Raw genomic sequence first — 24,715 nt, 5'->3', positions numbered from 1 at the left:
GGGGAGAAGCTGCTGCGCATTGTTCAGGCTGGATTATCAATATCGATAAAGGTGACGTCCAGCCCGTGCTCACTCGCCAGCCACTCCCCCAGCGCCCGAATGCCAGCCCGCTCGGTGGCGTGGTGACCGGCTGCATAAAAATGCAGTCCACATTCGCGTGCAGTATGGATGGTTTTTTCGGAAACCTCCCCGCTGATGAAAGCATCAACGCCGAACGCCGCCGCATCGTCGATAAAGCTCTGACCACCGCCGGTACACCAGGCAACACGACGAATGATTTTCGGTGCGTTGTCGCCGCAGTGCAGCGGTTGACGCTTCAGCACCTCGCCTATGCGCTGCGCGAGCGCCGTGCCGTCAAGCGGTGTGGTCAGTTCGCCCCAGAGTACCAGCGGCATAATTTCACCCCGGACCTCAATATCAAGCATATCAGCCAGCTGTGCATTGTTGCCAAGCGAGGGATGTGCATCAAGCGGGAGATGCCAGCTAAAGAGATTAATATCATTGGCAAGTAGCGTCTTTAAACGCCGGCGCTTCATTCCGCTAATGATTGCGGGTTCTGATTTCCAGAAAAAACCATGATGGACCAGCACCGCATCTGCCTGCCGACGTACGGCCTCATCCAGTAGCGCCTGACAGGCAGTCACGCCGGTCACAACGCGCTTTATTTCCGCCCGCCCTTCAACCTGCAATCCATTCGGTGCGTAATCCTGGAAGCCAGCCGTGTTTAGCTGACGGTTAACAATCTGCTCTAATTCACTATTGCGCATCAGGTATCCTGTTGATTCTTCGCTGCCTCGAAGGCATCCAGCGTCTGTTTTCTTGCTGCTTTATGTTCCACAATTGGTGCCGGATATGCGAGTTTTTGACGATTTTTTTTTGCCCATTCATGAGGCGCGTGAATATTTTTATCGGGTACGTCTTTCAGTTCAGGAACCCATCGGCGGATAAAATCGCCGCTGGCATCAAAACGCTCGCTCTGCGTTGTCGGGTTGAAAATACGAAAATAGGGTGCCGCGTCAGTTCCCGTTGAGGCGGCCCACTGCCAGCCACCATTATTTGCAGCTAGGTCGCCATCGATCAGATGCTCAATGAAATGACGCTCGCCTGTTCGCCAGTCCAGCATGAGATCTTTGACCAGAAAGCTGGCACTGATCATACGCAAACGATTATGCATCCAGCCGAGGGTTTTGAGCTGACGCATTGCAGCATCAACAATGGGATAGCCTGTCTTTCCCTCACGCCATGCTTGCAGATGGTGTTCATTCTTCTGCCAGCGAATGTTACGCGTCCAGTTAACGAATGGCCTGTGCTTACATAAATCAGGCCAGGCGACCAGCAGATGGCGATAAAACTCACGCCAGATGATTTCAGTCAGCCAGACAAGAGCCGCTCCTCCGTCGAGCACACGCGGATGCTCTGCCAGCACACGGTGCAGGCACTGACGCGGAGAGAGAACCCCCAGAGCCAGATAAACCGACAGACGGCTGGTGCCGTCCTGCGCCGGAATATCGCGCTGCTTGGGATAATCAGTAACGGATGTACGGCAAAATTGACGCAGTCGCTCCATGGCGGCCTGCTCGCCTGAAGGAAACACCGTTTCGTCGTACTCCTCACAGGGGTAATCGAATTTTTTAAGTAAAGGTTTACGCGTTATCGGCGCACTTTCACGAACGGTGGGGGCATTGACACAGGTGGGTAGCTCCTGATGCAAACGCTTAATGATTGCCTGAGAGAAGGGGGTAAACACTTTATACATTGCTTGTCCGCCGGTCTGTATGCTCCCTGGCGCAAACAACACGCTGTCATCGAATCCCTGGACCTCGACGTCAGCGTCACCCAGCTCGCATTCAGCCTGCGCATCGCGATCGCGTTCATTGACCTCATACTGATAATTGTAAAACAGGCGGTCAACGTTATGTTTTTTACAAAAAGCCACCAATTTTTTTACTGCAGCATGAAAATCATCGGCACTCTCCTGATAAAGCGCAATCCCCTTTTGCGCCAGCGAATCCTGTACATCCTGTAAGCTGTGCCAGAGAAACAGCGCCTGCCGTGGCGCCATGCCATGCTTTTTCCACTGACCAGGGGTATCAATAAAAAGCGCAATAACGTTTGCCTGACTATCACGACATGCGGCGTGTAACGCATAATTATCATGGGTTCGCAAATCGTTACGCAGCCAGACCAAGTGAGTATTCATAAAAACTCCTTAGCGAGCATCAATGCCCATAACGTAGCCGTAAGGCTTCCGGATAGGGTTCAAAATAGCGCTGTTGCGCCAGCCAGGAATTGGGATACTCCGCCATATAGTGTTTAAGCAGCGTAATTGGCGCCAGCAGCGGCTGAAGTCCACGTCGGTAATGGTCGATAAGCGAAGCCAACTCCTGACGCTGTGGAGAGTTTAGCTCACGGCGGAAATACCCCTGTACGTGCATCAGGACATTGGTGTGATTGCTGCGGGTAGCTTGGTTTTTTAGTAAATCCATCAGGCGCTGGCGATATTCACAGGTGTACGCTTCCAGCGAGTCCCAGTTGTCAATAGCTGCAACGAAACGCCCGAGTTCGCGATAAGCCTTCTGGCTGTGCGCCAATAAAGAGAGTTTGTAGCGACTGTGAAAAGCGATCAGCTTTGAGCGAGTCAATCCACTGCGCCACAGCTGGTTAAGTTCATTTAATGTGAAGATCCGCTCGACAAAATTTTCCCGAATCGCCGCGTCGTTAAGGCGTCCCTCCTCTTCGACTGGAAGCCAGGGGAATGCCGCCATCAGCTCCGCGGTAAATAAACCACGCCCCGCTTTACGGTTGACATTACTATCTGGCTGATAAAGTCTCACGCGCTCCATGCCGCAGCTTGGCGATTTTGCACAGACGATATAGCCACACAGATGGCTGAGCGTCGCGACTTTACGCTGCGAGAAACTTCGCATCTGCCGGGTCATGGGTTCACCCTTGCCATTACTGAAATTTAGCGAAACTTCGCCTCCTTGCAGTTCAACCAGCCGCAGTGCCGGGCGTGGCGTATCCAGCCCGATAGCGATTTCCGGACAAACGGGTTCATAGCGAATATAAGGCGCGAGCTCATCGGTGGCAAAATTACAGCGCTTGTGTCCGCCATCAAATCTGACATTTTCACCCAGCAGACAGGCACTGATTCCTACAGGGATTTTCTCATTCATAGTTGTACAACCTTTTCATCACTGTATAAGTTAGAGTGTAGCGCAAAGTCTGTCTACTGGCGTGAAAAAAATGGTCGGAGCCCTTTGACAAAAATAAAAAAATCCCGCCAGAAGCGGGATTATAATTTTCTGGATCGACTGAAACCGGCAGATCAGTAGTAGTAGGCGCCGGTTGATTCAGCCTGCGACAGCCAGACCGGCTTGTTGCTGGTTTTTAACCAGTAACGGTGCAAATAGCTGTAAAAGCGGGCGCGATCGCGGCGATGTAGCATAAAAGGCAGTGTCAGCACGCCAATGACCACCGCAGTCAGACGACGAAAAAAAACACGAAGTGGTGAATATGAATGATAGAGCGCCATGTATCCTCCCACAGTGAATGGCTTCTGATTAAATAAAATAATACCGTCGTTGATATAAAAAACCACTCATCCGACCACAATGAACGGGCAAATCGTGCGCTTATTTACCAGAATAAAACCTTGTATTATTCTGGTAAATAAGAGGTTAAATTAACGTAAATACAACCGCGATTTTTAGTCCTGATTTGCATTACTTTTGTCAAAAACATGGGCTTGTTTGTTAGATTGATTGTCTACTCAATAAACGATTGTTCAGATGTCATATGAGCCAGAACCAAATCAGCATTCTTATCGTTGAAGATGAAAAAGAGATCCGACGTTTTTTACGTATTACGCTCGAATCCGAGTCGCTGCGGGTTTATGACGCGGAAACCTTACAACGCGGACTCATTGAGGCAGCAACCCGCAAGCCGGACTTAGTTATCCTCGACCTCGGCCTGCCAGATGGCGATGGCAATCTGTTTATTCGCGACGTTCGTCAATGGTCGAACGTCCCCATTATCGTGCTCTCCGCACGCAACGACGAACAGGATAAAATTACCGCCCTGGATGCTGGCGCCAACGATTTTCTCACTAAACCCTTTGGCACCGGCGAGTTGATGGCAAGAGTCCGTGTCGCGCTGAGACACCGGAATAGCCAGCAAGCGGCGGCAAGCAGCACTATCCGGCTCGGCGAGATTGAACTGAACATTGCTGAACGGCAGGTCAACCGTGGCGATGAACCTCTTCATCTGACGCCGATAGAATTTCGCCTGCTGACGGTGTTGATGACACATCCAGGTAAAGTGCTGACACAGCGCCAATTGCTCAATGACGTCTGGGGGCCAAATGCGGTTGAACATAACCACTATTTACGCATCTATATGGGCCATCTGCGACAAAAACTGGAAATCACGCCAGCAAAGCCACGCTACCTGCTCACCGAACCCGGCGTAGGCTATCGCTTTATGCCCTAAAAAAACCCCGGCGACATACACTGCCTGCCGGGGGTTTACCTTATCGGGCTAATCGGTACGAGCCACCTGCGTTAAAATCAGGCGTTCCTTAGCACTTCGTTAACGATTTCAACGGCTTCTCTCTCGATCATCAAACGGTGCTTTTCGCCCAGGAAGCTTTCGCAATAGATTTTGTAGGCATCTTCTGTACCCGACGGGCGCGCCGCAAACCAACCGTTTTTAGTCATCACTTTAAGCCCGCCAATGGCGGCACCGTTGCCCGGCGCCGCCGTCAGGCGTTCTGTGATAACATCACCGGCCAACATGTCAGCACTGACCATTTCCGGTGAGAGCCTGGACAGCGCGGCTTTTTGCGCCGACGTTGCCGATGCCTGCAGACGATTATAACTCGGCGCACCGAAGCGGAGGGCTAGCTCATCGTAATGCTGCTGCGGGTTTTTGCCGGTAACCGCCGTTATTTCTGCTGCCAGAAGGCAGAGAATAATACCGTCTTTATCAGTAGACCAGGGTGTACCGTCAACACGCAGGAAAGAAGCGCCTGCACTCTCTTCACCACCAAAGCCAAGGCTGCCGTCAAACAGACCATTTACAAACCACTTAAATCCAACCGGCACTTCAACCAGCTTGCGGCCGATGTCGTTAACAACCCGATCGATCATGGCGCTGGATACCAGCGTTTTACCTACGGCAACCTCTTTGCCCCATTGCGGACGATGCTGGAAAAGATAGTTGATTGCAACAGCAAGATAGTGGTTGGGATTCATTAAACCCGCCGGTGTAACGATACCGTGGCGGTCGTAGTCCGGATCGTTGCCGAACGCCAGATCAAACTTATCACGCAGCGCCAGCAGACCAGCCATTGCACATTCTGAAGAACAGTCCATACGCACTGCACCGTCTTTATCCAGATGCATAAAGCGGAAAGTTTGATCGATGGCATCGTTCACGATAGTCAGATCTAAATTGTAGTGCTCAGCGATACGCTGCCAGTAGGCCATGCCTGAGCCGCCAAGCGGGTCGACGCCGATTTTCAACCTTGCTTTTTTAATCGCGGCAAAGTCAATAACCTGTGCCAGCCCCTCCACGTAGGGCTGGATAAGATCCTGCTCACTGATGTGCCCGCTAGCCATCGCCTGATCAAATCGCAGCCGTTTAACCTCTATCAAACCTTTGGCAATCAGCTGATTAGCACGCTCTTCCACCATTTTCGTCACGTTGGTATCAGCCGGACCACCGTTAGGCGGATTATATTTAATACCGCCGTCGTCCGGAGGATTATGTGATGGCGTAATAACAATGCCGTCAGCCAGGCCGCCGCCACGCTTATTATGTTCAAGGATCGCATTGGAGATCGCCGGCGTAGGCGTGTAGCCATTTTCCTGCTGCACAATAACGTCAACACCGTTAGCGGCCAGTACTTCCAGCACCGAAATAATCGCCGGTTCGGAGAGCGCATGAGTATCTTTGCCTACGTAACACGGGCCGGTAATGCCGTTCTTTTTACGCTCTTCAGCTATCGCCTGGGCTATTGCCAGAATATGAACTTCATTAAAGCTTTGACGAGCAGCGCTGCCGCGATGGCCGGAGGTCCCAAATTTTACCGCGTGCTCTGCATTACCAGCTTCCGGTTCCAAAACATAATACTGAGACGTTAACTGCGCGACGTTAATTAAATCACTTTGCCGGGACGGTTGACCTGCTCGTGGGTGATTAGCCATTGACTCGACTCCCTGAAACGCTTCATTAGATGGTGCCGCAAACCCGCTCTGCCAGCTCTGCCGGTAGCTGCATGGCCAACATGATATGTTCGACCATACTGCGTTTACGACCTGTATTGGTGTTGGTAATTACCCAGTATGGCGTGCCGGGAACGTGCTTAGGTTTGGTCTGGGTCCCATTTTGAAGCAACGTTTGTTCATCGCCGGCAAAATAGGTCCGCGTACGGCCATGCAGCGATTCTGTACCCGCCTCAAACGCACTGGCGTCAAGTGAATAGAGTGTCGAGAGGATAAGCATAAAACGATTCACTGCTTTCTTCTGCTCGGCATATTCATCAGAAAGCAGGAGTTCGCGCACCGCACGAACCTTATCCTGAGGACGCTCAACCGCCTTGCTCACCTTTTTGCTTAAATTTTCAATATTTGCAGCAGGCGCATTTGCACACTCAGCCGTGAATTTCAGCATACGCCGTAAAATATCCGAGGCACTCTCGCCAATATGTTGAGTGTGGCTGGCAATATAGCGGTATAGATCTTCGTCGACTTCTATCGTTTTCATCTTTATCCATTACGATTATTGCTTCATTAATCGCCAGTTATGGCTGGGGCCTACAGCGATGCTTCAGCACTAAGTGGCTCTAAGGTGAGGATTATAAAGTTAAAACCTATCGGGGTGTAGTACCGCAACCTGTTGCGGGCAAAAGTCAGACGATGCCGCAAAAGCAGAGTAACCTTCAAATTCCCGACGGGCAGCGCAGATAAAAATCATGATAACCTAAGCGCCCCCGTAAGCCGTAAGAACTTTGCTATGAATTTAAACGTCCGCCTGCTAACTATACAATCTGAAGCAATGCATCGCCCGATTCTGCTGATCCATGGTCTGTTCGGCAACCTTGACAACCTCGGCGTTCTGGCGCGTGACTTACAGCACCAGCGCCCCATACTTATGGTCGATATACGGAATCACGGCGCCTCACCGCGCTCAGAAGAAATGAGCTATGCCCTGATGGCTCAGGATCTTATCGATACGCTCGATCGGCAAAACATTACACAGGTGGACGTCGTTGGCCACTCTATGGGTGGCAAAATCGCTATGGCACTGACAGCATTAGCACCTGAACGCATCGGCCAACTGGCAGTGATAGATATTGCCCCGATAGCCTATCAACAACGCCACCATGATGATGTGTTCGCAGCGCTACGCGCCATTACTCTAGCCGGCGTATCCACGCGCAGCGAAGCCAGTGCCATCATGCGTCACTCGGTTAAGCAGGAGGGGGTCATCCAGTTTCTACTGAAATCGTTCGATCGCGGTGAGTGGCGCTTTAATGTCGATGCATTGTGGAATAATTACCCTGCACTCATTGACTGGCAAACATTGCCAGCCTGGCAAGGCTCTGCATTGTTCATTCGCGGCGAACGGTCAGACTATTTGAAAGATCAATACCGCGAGGCCCTGCTTGCGCAATTTCCGGCAGCGAAAGCATATGTGGTGGCCGGAGCGGGGCATTGGGTTCATGCGGAAAAACCGCAGGCGGTGCTCCGCGCACTACATCGCTTTTTCGCGCTTTGAAAAATCAGCGTTTCACGATTGTTCTCTCTCCGTCGCGTAGGTTATCATGTCGCGCTGATTTTTCTGCCTGGCGGCAGACTCCGCTTATCCTTATGACTTCCAGCCCCGAACAACGCTATGGCAAAAGAAAACACCGACCGCACGACCATCGATCTGTTCGCCGACGAACGCCGTCCGGGACGGCCGAAGACCAGCCCGCTATCACGGGATGAGCAGCTACGCATTAATAAACGTAATCAGCTCAAGCGTGACAAAGTGCGTGGATTACGCCGTATCGAACTGAAAATGACAGCAGAAGCAGTTGATACGCTAAATCAACTCGCCGAATATCGACAAATTAGCCGCAGCGAACTGATTGAAGAAATGCTGACGGCACAGCTGGCTAACAGTCGGAAATAGCGGCTCTGGAAGGCACAAAGCGACAAACCAGGCGGCATTACAGATTTATCCCCCTGACGCGCTCTGTTATTATTGGCGCTATCTTTCTTTAAGGCACTCGCCGTATCATTGAGAATCAAGAGGTTATCAGACACATGGCAATCGTAGGCATTTTCTTTGGCAGTGATACAGGCAATACTGAAAACATTGCAAAAATGATCCAAAAGCAGCTGGGTAAAGAGGTTGCAGAGGTTCACGACATTGCCAAAAGTAGCAAAGAAGATCTGGAGGCCTTTGATATTTTATTACTGGGCATCCCCACCTGGTACTACGGCGAAGCCCAGTGCGACTGGGATGATTTCTTCCCTACTTTGGAGGAAATCGACTTTAACGGCAAACTGGTCGCACTGTTTGGTTGCGGCGATCAGGAAGACTACGCAGAATATTTCTGCGATGCGATGGGCACTATTCGCGATATAATCGAACCAAATGGGGCAGTAATCGTAGGCCACTGGCCCGTTGCTGGCTATCATTTTGAAGCATCTAAAGGTTTGGCTGATGACGAGCATTTCATTGGGCTGGCAATTGATGAAGACCGTCAGCCCGAGCTGACCAACGAACGCGTTGATAAGTGGGTTAAGCAACTTCATGAAGAGCTACAGCTGCACACCATCATCGAAGCCTGATCGATCAGAAGTAGGGATGTGGGCGCGCGCCCGCATCTCGCTATTGAACTTCCCTATAGAAATAATAGATACATATTTGTAACTTTCATCTGCATAACTGTAAAATACCCCTACTGGAAAAAAGTGTTCTCAGCGCCCGTGATCATCCCGGCCACGCATGATGAGGCAGCAAAATGTCGAAGCAGCATGATTTGGCGCGGTATTAAGGCAACATAAAAAAACCTTACTCTTGTCAGAGGAATTGCCCCCGGTCATTTTCATTTCATCTCATAGGTTCTATAATGAGACGCAATTTCGTTCGGCAGGACCAGTAATGCCCACTTACAGCCCTAAAATGAACTGAAAAGTAACAGGACAATATCCGCATGACTGACAATAACACCGCATTAAAGAAGGCTGGCCTGAAAGTTACACTTCCACGACTCAAAATTCTGGAAGTCCTTCAGGAACCTGAGTCCCATCACGTCAGTGCGGAAGACTTATATAAACGTCTGATTGACATGGGTGAAGAGATTGGACTGGCGACGGTTTATCGCGTACTCAACCAGTTTGATGACGCCGGCATTGTAACTCGCCATAACTTTGAAGGCGGCAAAGCTGTTTTTGAATTGACTCAGCAGCATCACCACGACCATCTCATTTGCCTGGATTGCGGTAAAGTAATTGAATTTAGCGATGAATCTATTGAAGCACGCCAACGTGAAATCGCCACGCGCCACGGCATTAAGTTGACCAACCACAGCCTTTATCTTTATGGTCATTGTGCCGCAGGCGACTGCCGCGAAGATGAATCGCTACACGACCAGTGATCTTTGGGTTTAATAAAAAACCGGCTCTTGTCGGTTTTTTTGCCGCTAAAACAACTGTCTAAAAATAAAATTAATTACTCCAGGATGCTTTTGGCACACCCTACGCCTTATTTTTAGCAGCGCGGTCGGCGCGCTGACGGCGCAGTTCTTTCGGATCTGCAAGCAGCGGACGATAAATTTCCACCCTATCCCCGGCATCAACAGTATCGGTAAGTTTTACCGGGCGACTGAATACACCAACCTTAGTCTGGTTAATATCAATCTCAGGCCGTAGCTCCAGAATTCCGGAGTGCTGAATTGCCTCGGCCACGGTAGCGCCCTGCTCCACTTTCACCGTATACAGATACTGTTTTTCCGGCAGCGCATAAACCACTTCAACAGCGATATCAGGCACGATAAACCTCTTTTGCCCGCTGAGTGAATGCCTGAACCATATTGCCTGCCAGTTCCTTAAATATGCGCCCGAACGCCAGCTCTACTAAAATATTGGAAAATTCAAACTCAAGATTAAGCTCAACCTTACAGGCCTCAGCACTTAACGCAACAAAGCGCCAGCCCCCGGTGAGCTTGCGAAAAGGGCCATCAACCAGCTGCATATTAATACTTTGATTATCCACCAGCGTGTTACGCGTCACGAAAGTTTTACTAATGCCAGCCTTAGAAACATCCACCGCTGCGGTCATCTGTTGCTCGCTGGTATCCAATACACGGCTTCCGGTACAGCCGGGAAGGAACTGAGAATAACACGCCACATCGTTAACAAGTTTATACATTTGTTCAGCGCTGTAAGGAACCAGTGCTGAACGACTAATCTGGGACATAACCATTCCTGTTGAACATTAGTGTTAAAATAATACCATCGACCTGATGTAAACAAAAATTCCGCGCCCGATGCAGCGTGTTAGAATACACGGCTATCCCGCCCCGGTTGGTTCAGGGGATGCCATTTGAACCCGCTTAATGTAGACTACGCTTTACTATGACAAAGAAAAAAGCACATAAACCCGGTTCAGCCACGATTGCTCTGAACAAACGCGCCCGGCATGAATATTTCATCGAAGAAGAATTTGAAGCGGGGCTTTCCCTACAAGGATGGGAAGTAAAATCACTTCGCGCTGGTAAAGCGAACATTAGTGACAGTTATATCCTGCTACGTGAAGGAGAAGCCTATCTTTTTGGCTCTACCTTCCAGCCACTTTCAGTCGCTTCATCACATATCGTTTGCGACCCTACCCGTAGCCGAAAACTACTGCTCAAGCAGCGTGAGCTGGATTCGTTATATGGCCGCGTGAACCGTGAGGGTTACACCGTCGTCGCCCTGTCTCTTTACTGGAAAAACGCATGGGCCAAGCTGAAAATTGGGGTTGCACGCGGTAAAAAAGAACATGATAAGCGCGACAATATCAAAGAACGCGAGTGGCAAATGGATAAAGCACGCATCATGAAACATGCTAACCGCTAACACACTGGCTTTGCGGCATTGTTTTTTGCTATACTACTCGTCTACTTGGGGCTGATTCTGGATTCGACGGGATTTGCGAAGCCCAAGGAGCATGCCGAGGGGCGGTTTGCCTCGTAAAAAGCCGCAAAAAAATAGTCGCAAACGACGAAAACTACGCTTTAGCAGCTTAATAACCTGCTCAGAGCCCTCTCTCCCTAGCCTCCGCTCTTAGGACGGGGATCAAGAGAGGTCAAACCCAAAAGAGATCGCGTGGACGCCCTGCCTGGGGTCGAAGCGTTAAATCCAATCAGGCTAGTCTGTTAGTAGCGTGTCCGTCCGCAGCTAACCGGCGAATGTAAAGACTGGACTAAGCATGTAGTGCCGACGGTGTAGTAATTTCGGACGGGGGTTCAAATCCCCCCAGCTCCACCAAATAAAACAAGGGGTTACGCGAATGCGTATCCCTTTTTTCTTTGCAGTGGCGACAAAATGGCGACAGCCAAAACGCCGCCATTAATGACTTTTATACAAATGCTGCACTACAAATTTGTAGGCCGCTCGCTCGTCTGTTGCGTGAGAATGGATTACCAGCTGCCATACCTCACCGTTGTGAACCGCAGCGATCCACATTTTTCCAATCGGCCAAATCACATAAACTGGATTTCATTTATTACAAAACAACTGCTTTTTGGTCAGTCTCTCACCATATGCCATGAAATAAATCATCACGTTGCAAACTAGCAACGAACGCATAAAAACCTCTATTTTTCGTGGCCATAATTGCACTAAGTGCGCAAAATACTGTATAAATAAGGGTCTTCCCCGATCATGGTGGGACATTCATATCTCCATATTTAACCTGCCGTAGTGGAACATCACGGCCACTTTGAAGCGTTCCCTGTTCCGGTATCCCCGAGACTTGATCCTGAGTAGTCGTATTTTGCTGTTCAGCGACTCTGCATTGCCATTTGATACACGATGCTTCATCGCATTGAGGATACCGTAAAGTCGTTTGCGCAGCGTCCTAACCGCGCTGGTCAGCAACGGAACACCAACTGCATTTGCCCTCGCCATCCACTCCAGCCACAGATATCTGCTGTGCTCATCGTAGCGGCGGTGCCAGAGTTCACGGGCCAGTTCCTTCATTGCCCAGCACTGACTGGTTTCCGGAAGGACCTGTTGAGCTGCCTCAAGCCTTTCTTCTCTCTGACCATGACGGTTTTTGCTTCCATACAGCCACAGATAGCGGGAGCGGTGTGCCTCTTTTCTGGCCGGTAACGGGATACCTTTCATCTCTCCCTGCCGGGTTTTATCGACGATGGAGCAGAGCATTTTTGCAACATGGAAGTGGTCGAAGGCGATTTTATCCACTGCGTTGGGCAGGTGTATCCGGGCCGCACTGATATAGGCGGGATACATGTCCATGGACAGTGTTTTGATGGCATTCAGTTGCGGATCACTCAGGCTTTTCAGGTACCCCGCCAGGCTATCCATCCGGCGATCATCAACCAGCGCAAGAGCCTGCCCCTAAGTGTCCGATATGACGGTGACATACTGATGGCCCTTTTTGAACGCCACTTCGTCCACGCACATATGCCGTGCTGATTGAGGCCTTTTTCGGCGGGTAAGCCCACGTTTCACCGCCCGTTGCATAATGTTGTCAACGGCATTCCAGCTAAGCTTAAGCTGCCTGCGTACTGCGTCCACCGTGCTTATTTTCAGCCATGAAATAACAAAAGCTTCGAACAGCAGAGTATAGCGACTGCCGGTGCCAGCCCAGGGAACAGGAAGCGTCAGGCATCCATGTTCGGGGCACATGATACGGGGAACATCGGCCTCAATCAGCGTGGTGAACTGGCAGGTATCAAGATGACGCCATTTGCGATGCCGGTGATCGTGAATAAGGCAGGATTTACCGCAGGCCGGGCGAGATAATGGCGTGTTTTCAGCGATTCCGACAATGACAGTAACAGACCCTGCATTTTCATCGAGGGTAAGGGATGTAACAGCCCACATTTCTGACAAGTTAAGTAGGCGAGAGTAAAGTTCATTTTCATTCATTTAATTTAAAAAATTCTTGAATGTTAATTATTTGGATTAAGTCTTTGAAATACAGAACCCTCGGTGGCAGTAAGCTTAACATCGCCAGAGAAAATATCTTTTATATCGTGCCTGAAAGGATGTTCAGAACTTTTAAGCCTAACCAAGGTGATTATATCTCGCTCGGGTCTTCCATCAGTTATATGTATCTCTTTTACTTTGAAAGGAGTATCTGGTGCGATTAATATATGATCTGGTAGCATTCCCCCTGCCGCCATTTTTTTTGATGCAGTTTCATCGAAAACGAGAATGAGCTTTTCCATACCATATCTATGATCCTGACAGGTCCATGTTTCTAACCAATCTATTGAATTCTTTGGTAAAGCTGATGCTGACATAAACCCTTCATCCATAACAACATCATTTATTTTAATTTTTCCACCATATGTACCAGCAGGCACGACCACTGATCGGTAAGCGGGAGCATTATAATAATTTAGCTTACTAAATACTTCCTTTAACTCATCTGACAGCCTTTTCCCTTCTTCCGAGGGGGAAATATTCCTTAAGTGTTCATTTATAGTTTTGTATAAACCACTTCCACCTTCGATATATTCTGCCAGTATCTCAAAATCCTTTCGATTTTTCTCTGAGTTCAAGGTGGCAAGAATTTCAATATTATCTGCCCTTTCTTTTGCAGTTTGTCTACATCCAGACGACAAGTCTTGGTTATCCTGAGCTAAATAGAGCCTGCGTAATTCATTACAAAGGGTAGAGTTTTTTTCACGGTAAACGGAAAGAGATTCGGAGCTATTGAAGCAGCCAGCTAGATGACGCAAAAACGAAGTGGAGGGGGGCCTATCAGCTTCATTTTTTTTGCCAATTAATGACGTGGCCACCACAGGTTGATTTTGAATTCTATTCATGTAAAAGGCTCCTTAGGGGAAAGCCTATTACTATACACAGCCACCATATCAGGGGAAGACCCATAAATAAACAGTAAATCAATTTCACAGATTTCATTTTTTCATATCTACTTTAATTCGTCCGCAGTCCTTGCTGCGCCTGGCTTCACCACATTTTGATAGTATTTCCATGCGATCTATTTCAAACGATTCACGATCCACGCAATTTATAAATAACCCTTTATATTCATAAACTTATTAAAATTTACCACAACGGCACGCGATCTAATAACAAAAAATACTGAAATTCGTTTCACTCTTTTCAGTCTGGGTGCCCCAGCAACGCCCCAGCAGCGGCGCAGGCTGGCGTAATGATTTGTAGAAAAATAAAACTGAAAAATTTTTATGATCCAAAACGCGCAGGGGGGTGCGGTGTAGCGACGTTTTCGTCACTTCAGCCCTTATTTCGTCAACATCAGGCTGCACTGGTGCGAAGGTTTATTTCTGTGCTGCTTATATGAAGGAGTATGGTTGGATGTGATAAGCAACGCTCCGAAAGCGTGAGATGATGTTTAACCCAAGAAATTAATATTCCTGTTCAATTTTAAGCATGTTTCGAAAGTCTGAGTAATCGTATTTTTCGATATTTAGATACCACATAGCACCCCGAATTATGGCACGTTAAGGGGCATTATATTGGTTGATGGCTCTTTAAGTGCCCCGCTTATACGCTTCTTAAAGTTTAATGAACTGAAGCACACAAGGCAGCGAAAGCAGTCATGACCTCAAGGCTTATGACCATGATTCTCACCTGAGAAGATTAAGAAGGTGAAAATAAATTTTAATGATGAATATAAAATAGCTTCAAAACCCTACGTAATACATATTACCTAATCAGTTAGACGCATTCAATAAAACCCGCAACTCACTACTGAGCGGCAATTAACTCTTAAAATAAAAAAATTCTTACTGAATTTTAACAATCATTACTTTTTTTTTATTATAACGAATTAAAATGTATTGGATACATGGAGTTAACCTGCATTTACAAAACTAAAAAGGAAAAAAATGAGAATCATAAAGCACATTATCCCGCTATCATTAGTAATATCTTCAAATATCAAAGCTTATGATTACAAAGAAAAAAATTTCACAGTGATTAACCCCGGAACTACCGAAAATTACGATCTCGCAACTTTGGATATACTTTCCGTTCTTAGGGAAAATGCAAAAGAGGCAAATAAAAGCCACATAAAAAAAGAATATAATGACATGGGAAAATCAGAAAGTAATTTTAATCGCTCCGGACCATCAGGTGTCGATAATAGCGTAACAATAAGTTCAACCAATAACAAGCCAGATTTATCAGGGAATGAAAATTACTTCAATAACCACTACAATAATTACTACAACAACTTCTACAATAACTTTTACAACAATCAATACAATAACAACTACAACAACCACTATAACAATGATTATAATAACAACTACAATAACAATCACCACAACAACAATGGAAATAACAATGGAAATAACAACAATAATAATAATGGAAATAATAATAAAAAAAGTTACACAGAAAGAAAGTTCTCCTGAAGTGAGTAGATAAAGCCTATTAGCAGAATCTATGTATTTTAAAAATATTGGCGACTTTCAATGGGTCTAACCTGGAAACTGGCCCTTTTAAGAGCCATAATCATATTACCTGATACGCCATCAAGATTGTCACCCGTCAGCATCATCGCAGCAGAGTACACCGCCGATGGCATCGGAATGCCCTTCATCAGCTCCACGAGCGTGGTAGTCAAATCACTGCTGGAAGTAAATACCCATGCTCTGGCGCTTTCTCCCTGCAACGCGTCCAGACTGCTGGCGACATCTCTAAGCAGACCATCGCGCAGACGGGTAAATCGTTCAGTTGCTTCTTAAGCGCCCCGATATCGATCATTGCGGCGGCTTCTTGCTGTGCTTGTTTGATCGCCGCACCGGGAAAAGTATTCTGGCCGAAATTGCGAGCATACTCGCCGGGGAAGATAGCGCCACATCGGCCACCATCGAAAGGCTGGAGTCGCCACGTGAACGTGCTCCGTTGATAAGCTTTTCGTTTATCCGTCGGCCTGACCAGTAAAAATGGAGCGGTGACAGGGCAGGACTTAAGGCCATCACTGGTGAGGATGCGGTATCGGTAGACCCGAAATACAAGGATGCGTACTCTACCCATATTCCGACGGTGATTCCGACCGTGAACAATAATCCGATGCGCTTTACCGTCCGCAGCGGTGGTGTCTCCCGTCGCCGGATGATCACGCATTTCCCGGAGCAGATTGCTCCGGAAGAGCGCGACTCGCAGCTTAAGAACAAAATCGCCCGCGAGCTTGCTGTAATTGCGCGCCAGCTGATGCAGACGTTCAGAGATCCGATGACCGCGCGTACACTGTTCCAGTCACAGCAGAACTCCAACGAGGTGCTCAGTATTAAACGCAAAGCTGACCCGACCTTTGATTTTTGTGGTTACCTTAAATCGCTGTCGGAGCCTGACGGTATGCATATTGGCCATGCCCATATCATCCGCGTTAACCGTGCCTGTATCTGTATCATGCCTATCTGGCTTACATGGAAGCCCACGGTTACAGGAATACCCCTTGCTGACCATGTTCAGCAAGGGGCTGTCAGCGATGCTGAAAGAGTATGAACTGAGTTATGAGAAGCGCCGTAAAAATCAGGGCATACAAACCAATGTGGCGCTCAGGGAGGGAAGCCACGCCGACTGACTGCCGAAATGCGATGACTCTCTGTCGAAAGAATCCCCCGTAGACAAGCATTGCTGGTCTTTTACCTTTAGGTCAGCAGGCTTACTATGCTGGTGTTTGAAGGCCAGGGCTAGGCGGCCGCTTTTCGCAATATCCTTGGCTCCGCAATAATTTTATTCTCAGTTTTACCGTGGAAGGTTGACATTCCTACCATTGTTTTCTTGTCGTTATAGACTGTAAATACATAAGTTCCTGTATCAAAACCGATACCTTGTGCATCTTCGAAAACCAACGTTATCTGACAACCGCTGATGGACCCACGATAATTGAACTTTCTATCGGAGTTGTTACCGTCACGAGTCTTAGTTCGCGTACTTGTACCTGTTAAGCGACATCCGTGCTGCTTTAGCTCAAGCCTACCTACTGTCTCGCTTTTGCCATTTCGCTCTTCTATTACATCCCATATCCCTTCAACCCAGACACCTTTGTACAAAATTTATCATTAAAGTTAGGCCATAAACATTCAGTGACGAGAGCAATCAAACCTGCTGCAATGATGCTCCCGACAATCCCTACTAAGAGACTCGCTATATCCACTTGATATTCCCAATCAAAATTCACACCAGAATTTTAAACTATATATGTAGTTACTTATTATCTCATCACGCAGCATCTCTCACCAAAGTATACTGATAGAAACGCGGACCTCCTCAAGGATCTGGTAGGCCGTAACGAACAAACAACTCCTACCAAGGATATCAGTTTTTGTCGCAGGAACATGAGTAAAAGTGAACAGTAAAGTGTTCATTGTTCACCAACCATTCATTACGTAATAGAATGTATATTTATGATTAAAATCGCACTGTGAACAGTGTGAACCGTTTTTCTAAAAAAAGTTTTTTCTTGATCTGATTTATTCAAAAATAGATTCACTTAATCACAGTAAACACGGCAACAAATCGCCATTGGTATACGCTTAGGTATTCCAATGAAAGTTGAATTGGCTAAAACAATTTAATAACAGATAGTTGCGTGAATCTTTCAGACTCCGTCAATTCAAAATTCTCCATCAATGATTACCAGAGTCATCCGATGAAGTCTCAAGAGCCCGCATGGCGCAAGCCCTGCAGGCTTTGTTGTGCCTTCGATTTGTCCCGCGAAGTCTGAAGCCAACTAATTTAATCCGAACCTTTTGGGCCCGTTGATAGGCCGAACGGAAAGCTCTATTGTTTACGTTAGACTTGGACGCATGGATACGTTCATAGCCAGAAAGACTGAGCCATCAACCGATAGCCTGATGAAATACAGAAAGGCCACGTGACACAAGCTCTGTGGTTTTTTGTGCTGACAAAGCCTATAGGAAATAGCAAAAATCGACGTCTTTCAGAACAGAGGGATCGATTTACGGTTTTTTCCTAAGGCATGAAGCTTTATGCTGTACTAAGCTTTACATGCTTAAAGATAAACACCGTTTAATGAGGATATTATGAAAAAAACAGTGATGGCACTTTCTGCAATTCTGCTGGCAGCCCCGGCTTTTGCCGCTACCACACACGCAACCGATGAGACAGTAGCTGCAGCACATAAAGGTGAAAATACCGCTAAGGAAAAGTTGCACGAGGCACAGGATAAGGGCAACGAATTGAAGCTTAAAGCTGAACATGCTGCTGAAGGCAAAAGCAACACTACCGGTAGCAAGATGAGCGAAAGCTCCCAAAAAGCCTGGCATAAAACCAAACAGGGTACCGAGAAAGGTTGGGATGCGACCAAAGAAGGTGCTGAAAAGGGCTGGAATAAAACCAAAGATGGCGCGCAGTCTTTGAAGAAAAAAGTCAGTGAATAATGCGTGACTGATTATGTTGAAAAGCCGCGATTGCGGCTTTTTTTCATTGTTCGATCGCAGACTCATTTTAAGCTATCTGCGTCCCGTCAAAGTACATAAAATTTGCAGGCGTTACCTCTCCCTTAACCTCCATCCTTCTAAACCAATAAACGGCAACATTGCTTGACCCTTAGTAATAAATTAGTCGGCATAAATCTGCGCTATCGCTTATTTCTCAGTTTGACCACCAGCCAGCTTTTCATCATAGGGGCGCGGAAAAACAGAATATTATGAATGCCGGCCCCGGCGCTCCACGGTTTCAGTAAGAGTGCAGGTACCTGGCCTCGCAAATTTTTCATCCAGTATGCTATGCCTGCCATCAGAGGCATGATGCGCTATATATCCACCTTTTAATGATGCCGTCGGAGAGCGTCGCGAAGTGAATATGCGGAGAGCAGCTAATTATTAATCCAAAATGCATTTCTGCTGTGTTGTGTCAAAGAGCGTGTTGCAGAAGCCAGTTAGCTGGAAATTATCATTATAATAAGAAGACAGGTCACCCACGTGATGACAGGAGTGAATGGCTTGTGCTATTGATAAAAAATGACCCGGCTCGTTCATCGCTTATCTCGTCGAAGCACTTCAGTACGCGTCGCCATAGCGGGCTTGGAGCCTTTAGCGTGCGGCCCTGCGATTGCCTGCAGATAAATAGCTATGTTGCCAGAGCCGCCGTATAGCTGCTGGCAATACGGGCTGAAGCCAACATCCCATACGTACCAGGAGGGAACTTGAACGTTCTGACTCAGGCTTTTTGTATCAGCACCGCGTTACTCTGCACATCCTGTGCCGAAAACGATATCACTTCTGAGAGGATGTCACCCAACTGGCGGCAAAACCCGCAGTTAAACCATGCGCCGCCGTATAGTGATAACCTCTACCGTGATGATGGCTATCTGAACCCGGAATACCGCAGAAGAGTACATCAGGAGCTGCGCGAGCAGCGTCTGCGTCATCGCGGCATGATCGATAACAGCACCGATTCAGGAACCGGGTTTGGTCAAAGGCCGGACACCTCAGGCTGGTAGTCGTTTTCAGCTGGCGAATGCCATCAGTAGCACCATCGTCCTGGCTAACTCTCCCCAGGACGCTGATATCACTAGCAAGATTTATATTACCGGCACCACGTGCAATTTTTGCCCGGCGCGCCACAGGGCGAAGGCCCCGCTGTAAACCCGTCCTTGCGTTGCCCCGCTTATGGTAGCGACAGCAGGGTCGGCAACCTGAATTGCTACGTCATAGCCGCGGCCAATAACGTAGGGGAAATTAAAATCGTTAACACATTTTCCCGCTACAGCCGCCTGATACTTACCTTTTTGCCACGGGTACTGCCGTATGATGAACCGGTCAGGGTTGCCACGTTCGCTGATGTAAATACTGAAGAGCTTTTCTCCACTGTGCAAATGCGGCAGGGTGATACACACTTTGTTAGCCACGACTTTGGCATAGGTCCGGTAGACTTGCGATTGTCCTGCCTGCTGATGGGCGCAGCCTGCCAGCATTGTACTGGCAATAATTAATGCCGCGCTGCTCAGCTTGCGCATCGCCCTGCTATCTCGTTTGTTGTTTTTCATCTTAAGCATCCTTAAAAATTTTTTACTATTCCGCGTTAAAGGCTGCCAGTAGCCACAGTTTTTCATTCAAATCGTTAAAAAAATTATCTATCTGATTTATATAAACTTTGCATAAATATACCGATTAAATCGCGCGTTCCGCATTGTTTTTTCGTCTGAGGCAGCATTTCATCGAGAAAATGTCAGAAAATAAAGATCTTTCGCCAATTGCCATAACCTGTACAGAGATATATTTTACAGCGAAGGCAGAAAAGCAGAAATAAACATCGCGCTATTAGCCTTTAACGTTGTTAAAATCCGGTTTAATTTACAAGGTGCAGTTTATGATCTTCCCATTCCGTATACGTCATGCTGTGGCCGACATTGTGGCAATGGTGATTTATTGCTTTGTTACCGGCATGATCACCGAGATCTTCGTTAGCGGAATGAGCTTCGACCGCTCTCTTTCATCACGTCTGTTTGCCATTCCAGTCAACATTTTTATTGCCTGGCCTTACGGTTTATGGCGCGACATGTTGTTAGCGAAAGCCCGCAAGGCCAGCCCGGCAAGCTGGATGCGCTCACTGGCGGATGTCATTGCCTACGTCAGCTTCCAGTCGCCGATCTATGCATTGATACTGCTGTGCATTGGTGCAAATATGCAGCAAATTATTGCCGCAATAAGCTCGAACATTCTGGCTTCATTGCTACTCGGCGGGATATATGGTTACTTCCTTGATTTTTGCCGCCGTCTGTTTGGCATCCGGCAGGCAGCGATCGTTTGAGCATCAATGTAGGTAAATCAGTAACGCTCCGTATGCGCATCATAGCCAAGCTGCCCTCCCCACATTTCCGCTTCCACGCCATGCCCCACTGAACGCACCACGCAAACGTTTAAACCGGGACGAGCAGATGCCTGCAAGGCCCGCAGTTAAAAAAACGTGATCTTAATCACTATGAATACAAAAATTACTGAAACAAAGTTTGACAAGTATGATGAAAAATATATTTTCTTATCCGCGTCAGCAGGCACATTGCGGCAGCGATATTGAGAGGTGAATGCTGTTTAAATCACCTCTGTTAACCTTCCGGACTCTCGATTCTGGCATAAAGAACCGTACGCCCGGATTATCAAAAATGTGGTAATAGAATGAAATATAAAATAGTGATAGCGAGTGTACTTGCGGCGGCTTCCTGGAGCGCGACAGCAAACAATAATCCGGAATACCTTTCCGACTGGTGGCATCAGAGCGTCAACGTGGTTGGCAGCTATCACACCCGTTTTGGGCCACAGTTAAATAATGACGTCTACCTCGAGTATGAAGCCTTTGCGCACAAAGACTGGTTTGATTTTTACGGCTACGCTGACATGCCAAAATTTTTCGGCGCCGGTAATGGCAACGATAAAGGCACCTGGGATAACGGTTCACCACTGTTTGTAGAAATAGAGCCGCGCTTTTCGATCGATAAGCTGACCGGCACCAGTCTCGCATTTGGCCCATTCAAAGAGTGGTACTTCGCGAACAACTATATCTATGACATGGGCGATAACCCTGGTAACCGACAAAATACCTGGTATATGGGTCTCGGTACCGATATTGATACGCACAGCGACATCGGCTTGTCGATGAACGTCTATGCCAAGTATCAGTGGGAAAACTACGGTGCAGCCAATGAGAACAGCTGGGACGGCTACCGTTTCAAAATTAAATACATTGTACCGCTGACCAAACTGTGGGGCGGCAATCTGAGCTATATTGGCTTTACGAATTTTGACTGGGGCTCCGACCTGGGCAATAGCGCAAATCGCACCAGCAACTCCATCGCGTCAAGCCATATTCTTTCGTTGAGTTACAATCACTGGCACTATTCACTGGTTGCTCGCTATTTTCATAACGGCGGACAGTGGGACAACGGGGCTAACCTGAACTTCGGCAACGGTCCGTTTGAAGTTAAATCCACCGGCTTCGGTTATTACTTTGTCGTGGGTTATAACTTTTAAAATTCCTCCTCGCGGATGAACAGGGCGTCCTGGACGCCCTGTTTTACTTCCTGAAATAGATCCTTATATCTTCACCGACCTCTCGCTATACTGGATGAGCAGCAACACGCCTGCGTCAAAGGAGATGATATGTCAGCTCAAATGACAGACGCGAATATTATGCTTCGCCCACTTGAACGTGAGGATCTGACTTTTGTCCATCATCTGGATAATAATGCCAGCGTCATGCGCTACTGGTTTGAAGAGCCCTATGAGGCTTTTGTCGAACTTTCAGATCTCTATGACAAACATATTCATGACCAGAGCGAACGCCGTTTTGTGCTGGAGCATGACGGTGATAAAGCGGGCCTGGTTGAGCTGGTCGAGATTAATCACATTCACCGGCGCGCTGAATTTCAGATTATTATCGCCCCTGAGCATCAGGGCAAAGGTCTGGCAAGCCGGGCGGTTAAGCTGGCAATGGATTACGGCTTCTCGGTATTAAATCTGTATAAACTTTATCTGATCGTTGATAAAGAGAACGCTAAGGCCATTCATATTTATACCAAGCTGGGATTCGAGATTGAAGGGGAACTCAGGCATGAGTTCTTCATAAACGGTGAATACCGTAACACTATCCGCATGTGTATTTTTCAGGATAGCTATATGGAAAAACATAAGCCAGCTGCTGGCAGTAATTTATTAAAACCAACCGCCCAATAACCCCCTGCGGAATGCACTGCATTCCGCTTCTTACTGGCTGCTTTCACATTATTAAACCGGCTGTTAACCACGAGCACCGACCGGGCTCAATGTGTGTTGCAACCGTCCCGGCTGTATTTGGTACATCCCGCCGTAAAACGGATCGACCAGCAACCAGCCAGGAAAGCCGCCTAACGGAATATTACCGAGCAGGTACCATAGATTTACGCGCTCTGTCAGCGGTAACGTCTGTGGAACATAACCCGGTCGCTCAAGCATGACCTGATAGTTTTTCTTGCCGAAATAGCTTCCGTTAGATTTGGCCAGCACTACCGTTTTTGGCGTAGTGCCCTGAGCGACAATCTGCCCCGTTTCATCCTGAATCACGAAGCGCGCGCCCGGTGGTTGTGTGTCAATTGTCACATGTTGCGACTCGTGACCAACAATGGTCGCGCAGCCATTTAAAACGCAGAGAGACACCAGAGCCAGTATTAGCGCTTTCATAGTTAATTCCGTTGCAAGGTAATGAGGTTATTTTAAGCACTGGATGCCAGCTTTTCATCAAATACGTACGCGATCAGATGGCAAAGCAAACCAAATTTTTAGTCAATTATTTGTTTCGCTAAACCAGGTAAGTCATACCATCAACTTTGCTGTCTACACGATCTTTAATTAACCAAAGACGTGTTCGAGGTAGCGCTCAAGCTGCATGCGAGAACTAAAACCGTGTGGAATACCATAATGATTATTGCTGTTACCAGCCAAATAGAGTGGAAAACGGATGTAGTGATCGCACGTTTTAATATCTGACGACGGTTCGGTGAAATTAAGGCTTCTTTCTTTCAACGTCGGATGGATGACCAGTGCGGTCCGGCCCATTCGGGCTTCACGATTAACATAGACATAATCATCCCCACGCTGGTAGCCATAGGCTTTTTGCGTAATGGTCTCTACCTCAAATCCTGCGCGTTCCAATACGCGTGCTACTTCATCAGGTCGTAAATACATTATTAATCCTCAATGCCAGTTTTTTCAAATTCGCTGTAAGCCTATAACAGCCGCTGGCACCGGGCTTTCGGAATAATCCATAAACCACTATAAAACTAAGACGTTATGCTACCCGCCGCAAAAAAATTATAGCTTGCAGGATACATTTTCGACGGTTGGGAAAGGGCATTATTTACCTATGTGAACAAAACCATAGAATTAAACTCAATAGGTACGTCAGAGTGCTGGCCCGCAAATACTATCAATACGCCATCAGGCGGGTTCATTGATGCCGTATCAGTATGTACTACACCGGACGAAACTGACTAAAACCTCGCAACATATTCCCCCCCGCCTCAGCGATTTAATTTATTTTTTGCACAAATCCATTAGCCGTACGGCTTCGCTAAGAAATTGCGCATACTACTATATATTGTGTGGTTGCATTCAATAAAAACTACATCTAGTATTTATACCTAAAGCACTCCGCTATATATTGATGTCAAAGGGGGCTTGAACGTGACTTTAACTCACCGTCAAGTCATCACCTTATCCTGATAGAGAAATACAAATCATGCGCATTGTTATTTACACAAAATTCAACTGCGTTCAGTGCAACGCGACAAAAAACGCCATGGATAATAAAGGCCTGACTTACGAACTGGTCCATCTCGATAACGATCCACAAGCGGTCGAATGTTTACGCAATCTGGGCTATCGCCAGGCACCTGTAGTGATGACAGATGAAGAGCACTGGAGCGGTTTTCGTCCGGATAAGATCGCCGCCCTTCAGGCGCAGCTAACACTTCCGGGGTGATT

General features: G+C 47.6%; 26 protein-coding genes, 1 other RNA gene and 2 pseudogenes. 15 read left to right on the top strand and 14 right to left on the bottom strand.

Annotation, left to right across the window (positions count from 1 at the left end):
- Positions 1–23: 23 nt before the first annotated feature.
- From BM191_RS00240 to BM191_RS00225, 4 genes are all read right to left on the bottom strand, one after another.
- Complete coding sequence (locus tag BM191_RS00240) at positions 24–767, bottom strand: type 2 GTP cyclohydrolase I (RefSeq protein ID WP_092873563.1); 744 nt, start codon at positions 765–767, stop codon at positions 24–26.
- The gene (gene phrB, locus BM191_RS00235) at positions 767–2,200 is read right to left on the bottom strand and encodes a deoxyribodipyrimidine photo-lyase (RefSeq protein ID WP_092873561.1); all 1,434 of its coding nucleotides are present in this window, start codon (positions 2,198–2,200) and stop codon (positions 767–769) included. Before phrB ends, BM191_RS00240 begins: the two co-directional genes overlap by 1 nt.
- A 19-nt stretch (positions 2,201–2,219) precedes the next feature.
- Positions 2,220–3,176, bottom strand: coding sequence for a DUF523 and DUF1722 domain-containing protein (locus BM191_RS00230; protein ID WP_092873559.1), 957 nt, complete (start codon positions 3,174–3,176; stop codon positions 2,220–2,222).
- Positions 3,177–3,328: 152 nt separating this feature from the next.
- Entirely contained in the window at positions 3,329–3,535 is a 207-nt protein-coding gene (locus BM191_RS00225; protein WP_092873557.1) for a DUF2517 family protein, read from the bottom strand.
- Positions 3,536–3,798: 263 nt separating this feature from the next.
- Between BM191_RS00225 and kdpE the strand changes: the two genes are divergently transcribed.
- A complete protein-coding gene (gene kdpE, locus BM191_RS00220) occupies positions 3,799–4,491 on the top strand; it encodes a two-component system response regulator KdpE (RefSeq protein ID WP_092873555.1) in 693 nt (230 codons plus the stop codon).
- Positions 4,492–4,568: 77 nt separating this feature from the next.
- On the opposite strand, the gene pgm is transcribed toward kdpE, so the two are convergent.
- Positions 4,569–6,209 carry a phosphoglucomutase (alpha-D-glucose-1,6-bisphosphate-dependent) gene (pgm, locus tag BM191_RS00215; RefSeq protein WP_092873553.1) on the bottom strand — a complete coding sequence of 547 codons (1,641 nt, stop codon included), beginning with the start codon at positions 6,207–6,209 and terminating at the stop codon, positions 4,569–4,571.
- A 25-nt stretch (positions 6,210–6,234) separates the two neighbouring features.
- Positions 6,235–6,768 carry a replication initiation negative regulator SeqA gene (seqA, locus tag BM191_RS00210; RefSeq protein ID WP_092873552.1) on the bottom strand — a complete coding sequence of 178 codons (534 nt, stop codon included), beginning with the start codon at positions 6,766–6,768 and terminating at the stop codon, positions 6,235–6,237.
- A 249-nt stretch (positions 6,769–7,017) separates the two neighbouring features.
- Here seqA and ybfF point away from each other — a divergent pair, with 249 nt between their 5' ends.
- From ybfF to fur, 4 genes are all read left to right on the top strand, one after another.
- Complete coding sequence (ybfF, locus tag BM191_RS00205; RefSeq protein ID WP_092873550.1) at positions 7,018–7,782, top strand: esterase; 765 nt, start codon at positions 7,018–7,020, stop codon at positions 7,780–7,782.
- 117 nt (positions 7,783–7,899) lie between these two features.
- Complete coding sequence (gene ybfE, locus BM191_RS00200; RefSeq protein WP_092873548.1) at positions 7,900–8,181, top strand: LexA regulated protein; 282 nt, start codon at positions 7,900–7,902, stop codon at positions 8,179–8,181.
- A 134-nt stretch (positions 8,182–8,315) separates the two neighbouring features.
- Entirely contained in the window at positions 8,316–8,846 is a 531-nt protein-coding gene (gene fldA / locus BM191_RS00195) for a flavodoxin FldA (protein ID WP_092873546.1), read from the top strand.
- A gap of 365 nt (positions 8,847–9,211) precedes the next feature.
- A complete protein-coding gene (fur, locus tag BM191_RS00190; RefSeq protein ID WP_092873544.1) occupies positions 9,212–9,655 on the top strand; it encodes a ferric iron uptake transcriptional regulator in 444 nt (147 codons plus the stop codon).
- Positions 9,656–9,755: 100 nt separating this feature from the next.
- Here fur and BM191_RS00185 read toward each other — a convergent pair whose 3' ends face one another.
- Together BM191_RS00185 and BM191_RS00180 are read right to left on the bottom strand one after the other, a co-directional pair.
- Positions 9,756–10,049, bottom strand: coding sequence for an RnfH family protein (locus BM191_RS00185; RefSeq protein WP_092873542.1), 294 nt, complete (start codon positions 10,047–10,049; stop codon positions 9,756–9,758).
- Entirely contained in the window at positions 10,042–10,476 is a 435-nt protein-coding gene (locus tag BM191_RS00180; protein WP_092873540.1) for a type II toxin-antitoxin system RatA family toxin, read from the bottom strand. Before BM191_RS00180 ends, BM191_RS00185 begins: the two co-directional genes overlap by 8 nt.
- A gap of 158 nt (positions 10,477–10,634) precedes the next feature.
- On the opposite strand from BM191_RS00180, the gene smpB reads away from it, so the two are divergent.
- A complete protein-coding gene (gene smpB / locus BM191_RS00175) occupies positions 10,635–11,117 on the top strand; it encodes an SsrA-binding protein SmpB (protein WP_092873538.1) in 483 nt (160 codons plus the stop codon).
- Positions 11,118–11,164: 47 nt separating this feature from the next.
- Positions 11,165–11,528, top strand: a transfer-messenger RNA (tmRNA) gene (gene ssrA, locus BM191_RS00170).
- A gap of 408 nt (positions 11,529–11,936) precedes the next feature.
- On the opposite strand, the pseudogene BM191_RS00160 reads toward ssrA, so the two are convergent.
- Positions 11,937–13,157 (bottom strand): annotated as a pseudogene (locus BM191_RS00160) (ISL3 family transposase).
- Positions 13,158–13,180: 23 nt separating this feature from the next.
- Entirely contained in the window at positions 13,181–14,062 is an 882-nt protein-coding gene (locus BM191_RS00155) for a hypothetical protein (RefSeq protein ID WP_092873534.1), read from the bottom strand.
- Positions 14,063–15,109: 1,047 nt separating this feature from the next.
- On the opposite strand from BM191_RS00155, the gene BM191_RS00150 reads away from it, so the two are divergent.
- Entirely contained in the window at positions 15,110–15,640 is a 531-nt protein-coding gene (locus tag BM191_RS00150) for a hypothetical protein (protein WP_092873533.1), read from the top strand.
- A 38-nt stretch (positions 15,641–15,678) separates the two neighbouring features.
- Here the strand turns inward: BM191_RS00150 and BM191_RS16675 are convergent, their stop codons facing one another.
- A complete protein-coding gene (locus BM191_RS16675) occupies positions 15,679–15,828 on the bottom strand; it encodes a hypothetical protein (protein WP_177203265.1) in 150 nt (49 codons plus the stop codon).
- A gap of 200 nt (positions 15,829–16,028) precedes the next feature.
- Here BM191_RS16675 and BM191_RS16670 point away from each other — a divergent pair.
- From BM191_RS16670 to BM191_RS00125, 3 genes and pseudogenes are all read left to right on the top strand, one after another.
- Positions 16,029–16,815, top strand: a pseudogene (locus tag BM191_RS16670) (primase-like DNA-binding domain-containing protein); the annotation flags it as partial.
- 1,465 nt (positions 16,816–18,280) lie between these two features.
- Positions 18,281–18,637 (top strand): hypothetical protein, encoded by a 357-nt coding sequence (locus BM191_RS00130; protein ID WP_092873529.1) that lies wholly within the window; start codon positions 18,281–18,283, stop codon positions 18,635–18,637.
- 767 nt (positions 18,638–19,404) lie between these two features.
- Positions 19,405–19,701: a hypothetical protein gene (locus BM191_RS00125; protein WP_092873527.1), complete on the top strand. Its 297-nt coding sequence runs from the start codon at positions 19,405–19,407 to the stop codon at positions 19,699–19,701.
- Positions 19,702–19,782: 81 nt separating this feature from the next.
- Here the strand turns inward: BM191_RS00125 and BM191_RS00120 are convergent, their stop codons facing one another.
- Complete coding sequence (locus BM191_RS00120; protein WP_092873525.1) at positions 19,783–20,247, bottom strand: putative T6SS immunity periplasmic lipoprotein; 465 nt, start codon at positions 20,245–20,247, stop codon at positions 19,783–19,785.
- Between the two features lie 323 nt (positions 20,248–20,570).
- Here BM191_RS00120 and BM191_RS00115 point away from each other — a divergent pair, with 323 nt between their 5' ends.
- The 3 genes from BM191_RS00115 to speG all read left to right on the top strand — a co-directional run bounded on the left by BM191_RS00115 (position 20,571) and on the right by speG (position 22,930).
- The gene (locus BM191_RS00115; RefSeq protein ID WP_092873523.1) at positions 20,571–21,011 is read left to right on the top strand and encodes an L-alanine exporter AlaE; all 441 of its coding nucleotides are present in this window, start codon (positions 20,571–20,573) and stop codon (positions 21,009–21,011) included.
- Positions 21,012–21,376: 365 nt separating this feature from the next.
- Positions 21,377–22,228, top strand: coding sequence for a nucleoside-specific channel-forming protein Tsx (locus BM191_RS00110; protein WP_092873521.1), 852 nt, complete (start codon positions 21,377–21,379; stop codon positions 22,226–22,228).
- A 141-nt stretch (positions 22,229–22,369) separates the two neighbouring features.
- Positions 22,370–22,930 (top strand): spermidine N1-acetyltransferase, encoded by a 561-nt coding sequence (gene speG / locus BM191_RS00105; protein WP_092875118.1) that lies wholly within the window; start codon positions 22,370–22,372, stop codon positions 22,928–22,930.
- 63 nt (positions 22,931–22,993) lie between these two features.
- Here the strand turns inward: speG and BM191_RS00100 are convergent, their stop codons facing one another.
- Together BM191_RS00100 and BM191_RS00095 are read right to left on the bottom strand one after the other, a co-directional pair.
- The gene (locus BM191_RS00100; protein ID WP_092873519.1) at positions 22,994–23,413 is read right to left on the bottom strand and encodes a peptidase associated/transthyretin-like domain-containing protein; all 420 of its coding nucleotides are present in this window, start codon (positions 23,411–23,413) and stop codon (positions 22,994–22,996) included.
- Positions 23,414–23,581: 168 nt separating this feature from the next.
- Positions 23,582–23,917, bottom strand: a complete 336-nt coding sequence (locus tag BM191_RS00095; protein WP_092873517.1) for a DUF2002 family protein — start codon at positions 23,915–23,917, stop codon at positions 23,582–23,584.
- A 553-nt stretch (positions 23,918–24,470) separates the two neighbouring features.
- Here BM191_RS00095 and nrdH point away from each other — a divergent pair.
- A complete protein-coding gene (nrdH, locus tag BM191_RS00090; RefSeq protein ID WP_092873515.1) occupies positions 24,471–24,713 on the top strand; it encodes a glutaredoxin-like protein NrdH in 243 nt (80 codons plus the stop codon).
- The last annotated feature ends 2 nt before the right edge of the window (positions 24,714–24,715 follow it).

The organism is Izhakiella capsodis (assembly GCF_900115045.1).
In the GTDB taxonomy this organism is placed as follows: domain Bacteria; phylum Pseudomonadota; class Gammaproteobacteria; order Enterobacterales; family Enterobacteriaceae; genus Izhakiella; species Izhakiella capsodis.
The sequence above is the reverse complement of the archived record's forward strand: the minus strand, read 5'-3'. Positions and strand labels throughout refer to the sequence as shown.

Coding starts and splice junctions, on each gene's coding strand:
- BM191_RS00240 (WP_092873563.1), bottom strand. CDS start 767: ATGCGCAATAGTGAATTAGAGCAGATTGTTAACCGTCAGCTAAACACG.
- phrB (WP_092873561.1), bottom strand. CDS start 2,200: ATGAATACTCACTTGGTCTGGCTGCGTAACGATTTGCGAACCCATGAT.
- BM191_RS00230 (WP_092873559.1), bottom strand. CDS start 3,176: ATGAATGAGAAAATCCCTGTAGGAATCAGTGCCTGTCTGCTGGGTGAA.
- BM191_RS00225 (WP_092873557.1), bottom strand. CDS start 3,535: ATGGCGCTCTATCATTCATATTCACCACTTCGTGTTTTTTTTCGTCGT.
- kdpE (WP_092873555.1), top strand. CDS start 3,799: ATGAGCCAGAACCAAATCAGCATTCTTATCGTTGAAGATGAAAAAGAG.
- pgm (WP_092873553.1), bottom strand. CDS start 6,209: ATGGCTAATCACCCACGAGCAGGTCAACCGTCCCGGCAAAGTGATTTA.
- seqA (WP_092873552.1), bottom strand. CDS start 6,768: ATGAAAACGATAGAAGTCGACGAAGATCTATACCGCTATATTGCCAGC.
- ybfF (WP_092873550.1), top strand. CDS start 7,018: ATGAATTTAAACGTCCGCCTGCTAACTATACAATCTGAAGCAATGCAT.
- ybfE (WP_092873548.1), top strand. CDS start 7,900: ATGGCAAAAGAAAACACCGACCGCACGACCATCGATCTGTTCGCCGAC.
- fldA (WP_092873546.1), top strand. CDS start 8,316: ATGGCAATCGTAGGCATTTTCTTTGGCAGTGATACAGGCAATACTGAA.
- fur (WP_092873544.1), top strand. CDS start 9,212: ATGACTGACAATAACACCGCATTAAAGAAGGCTGGCCTGAAAGTTACA.
- BM191_RS00180 (WP_092873540.1), bottom strand. CDS start 10,476: ATGTCCCAGATTAGTCGTTCAGCACTGGTTCCTTACAGCGCTGAACAA.
- smpB (WP_092873538.1), top strand. CDS start 10,635: ATGACAAAGAAAAAAGCACATAAACCCGGTTCAGCCACGATTGCTCTG.
- BM191_RS00155 (WP_092873534.1), bottom strand. CDS start 14,062: ATGAATAGAATTCAAAATCAACCTGTGGTGGCCACGTCATTAATTGGC.
- BM191_RS00150 (WP_092873533.1), top strand. CDS start 15,110: ATGAGAATCATAAAGCACATTATCCCGCTATCATTAGTAATATCTTCA.
- BM191_RS16675 (WP_177203265.1), bottom strand. CDS start 15,828: ATGAAGGGCATTCCGATGCCATCGGCGGTGTACTCTGCTGCGATGATG.
- BM191_RS00130 (WP_092873529.1), top strand. CDS start 18,281: ATGAAAAAAACAGTGATGGCACTTTCTGCAATTCTGCTGGCAGCCCCG.
- BM191_RS00120 (WP_092873525.1), bottom strand. CDS start 20,247: ATGAAAAACAACAAACGAGATAGCAGGGCGATGCGCAAGCTGAGCAGC.
- BM191_RS00115 (WP_092873523.1), top strand. CDS start 20,571: ATGATCTTCCCATTCCGTATACGTCATGCTGTGGCCGACATTGTGGCA.
- BM191_RS00110 (WP_092873521.1), top strand. CDS start 21,377: ATGAAATATAAAATAGTGATAGCGAGTGTACTTGCGGCGGCTTCCTGG.
- speG (WP_092875118.1), top strand. CDS start 22,370: ATGACAGACGCGAATATTATGCTTCGCCCACTTGAACGTGAGGATCTG.
- BM191_RS00100 (WP_092873519.1), bottom strand. CDS start 23,413: ATGAAAGCGCTAATACTGGCTCTGGTGTCTCTCTGCGTTTTAAATGGC.
- BM191_RS00095 (WP_092873517.1), bottom strand. CDS start 23,917: ATGTATTTACGACCTGATGAAGTAGCACGCGTATTGGAACGCGCAGGA.
- nrdH (WP_092873515.1), top strand. CDS start 24,471: ATGCGCATTGTTATTTACACAAAATTCAACTGCGTTCAGTGCAACGCG.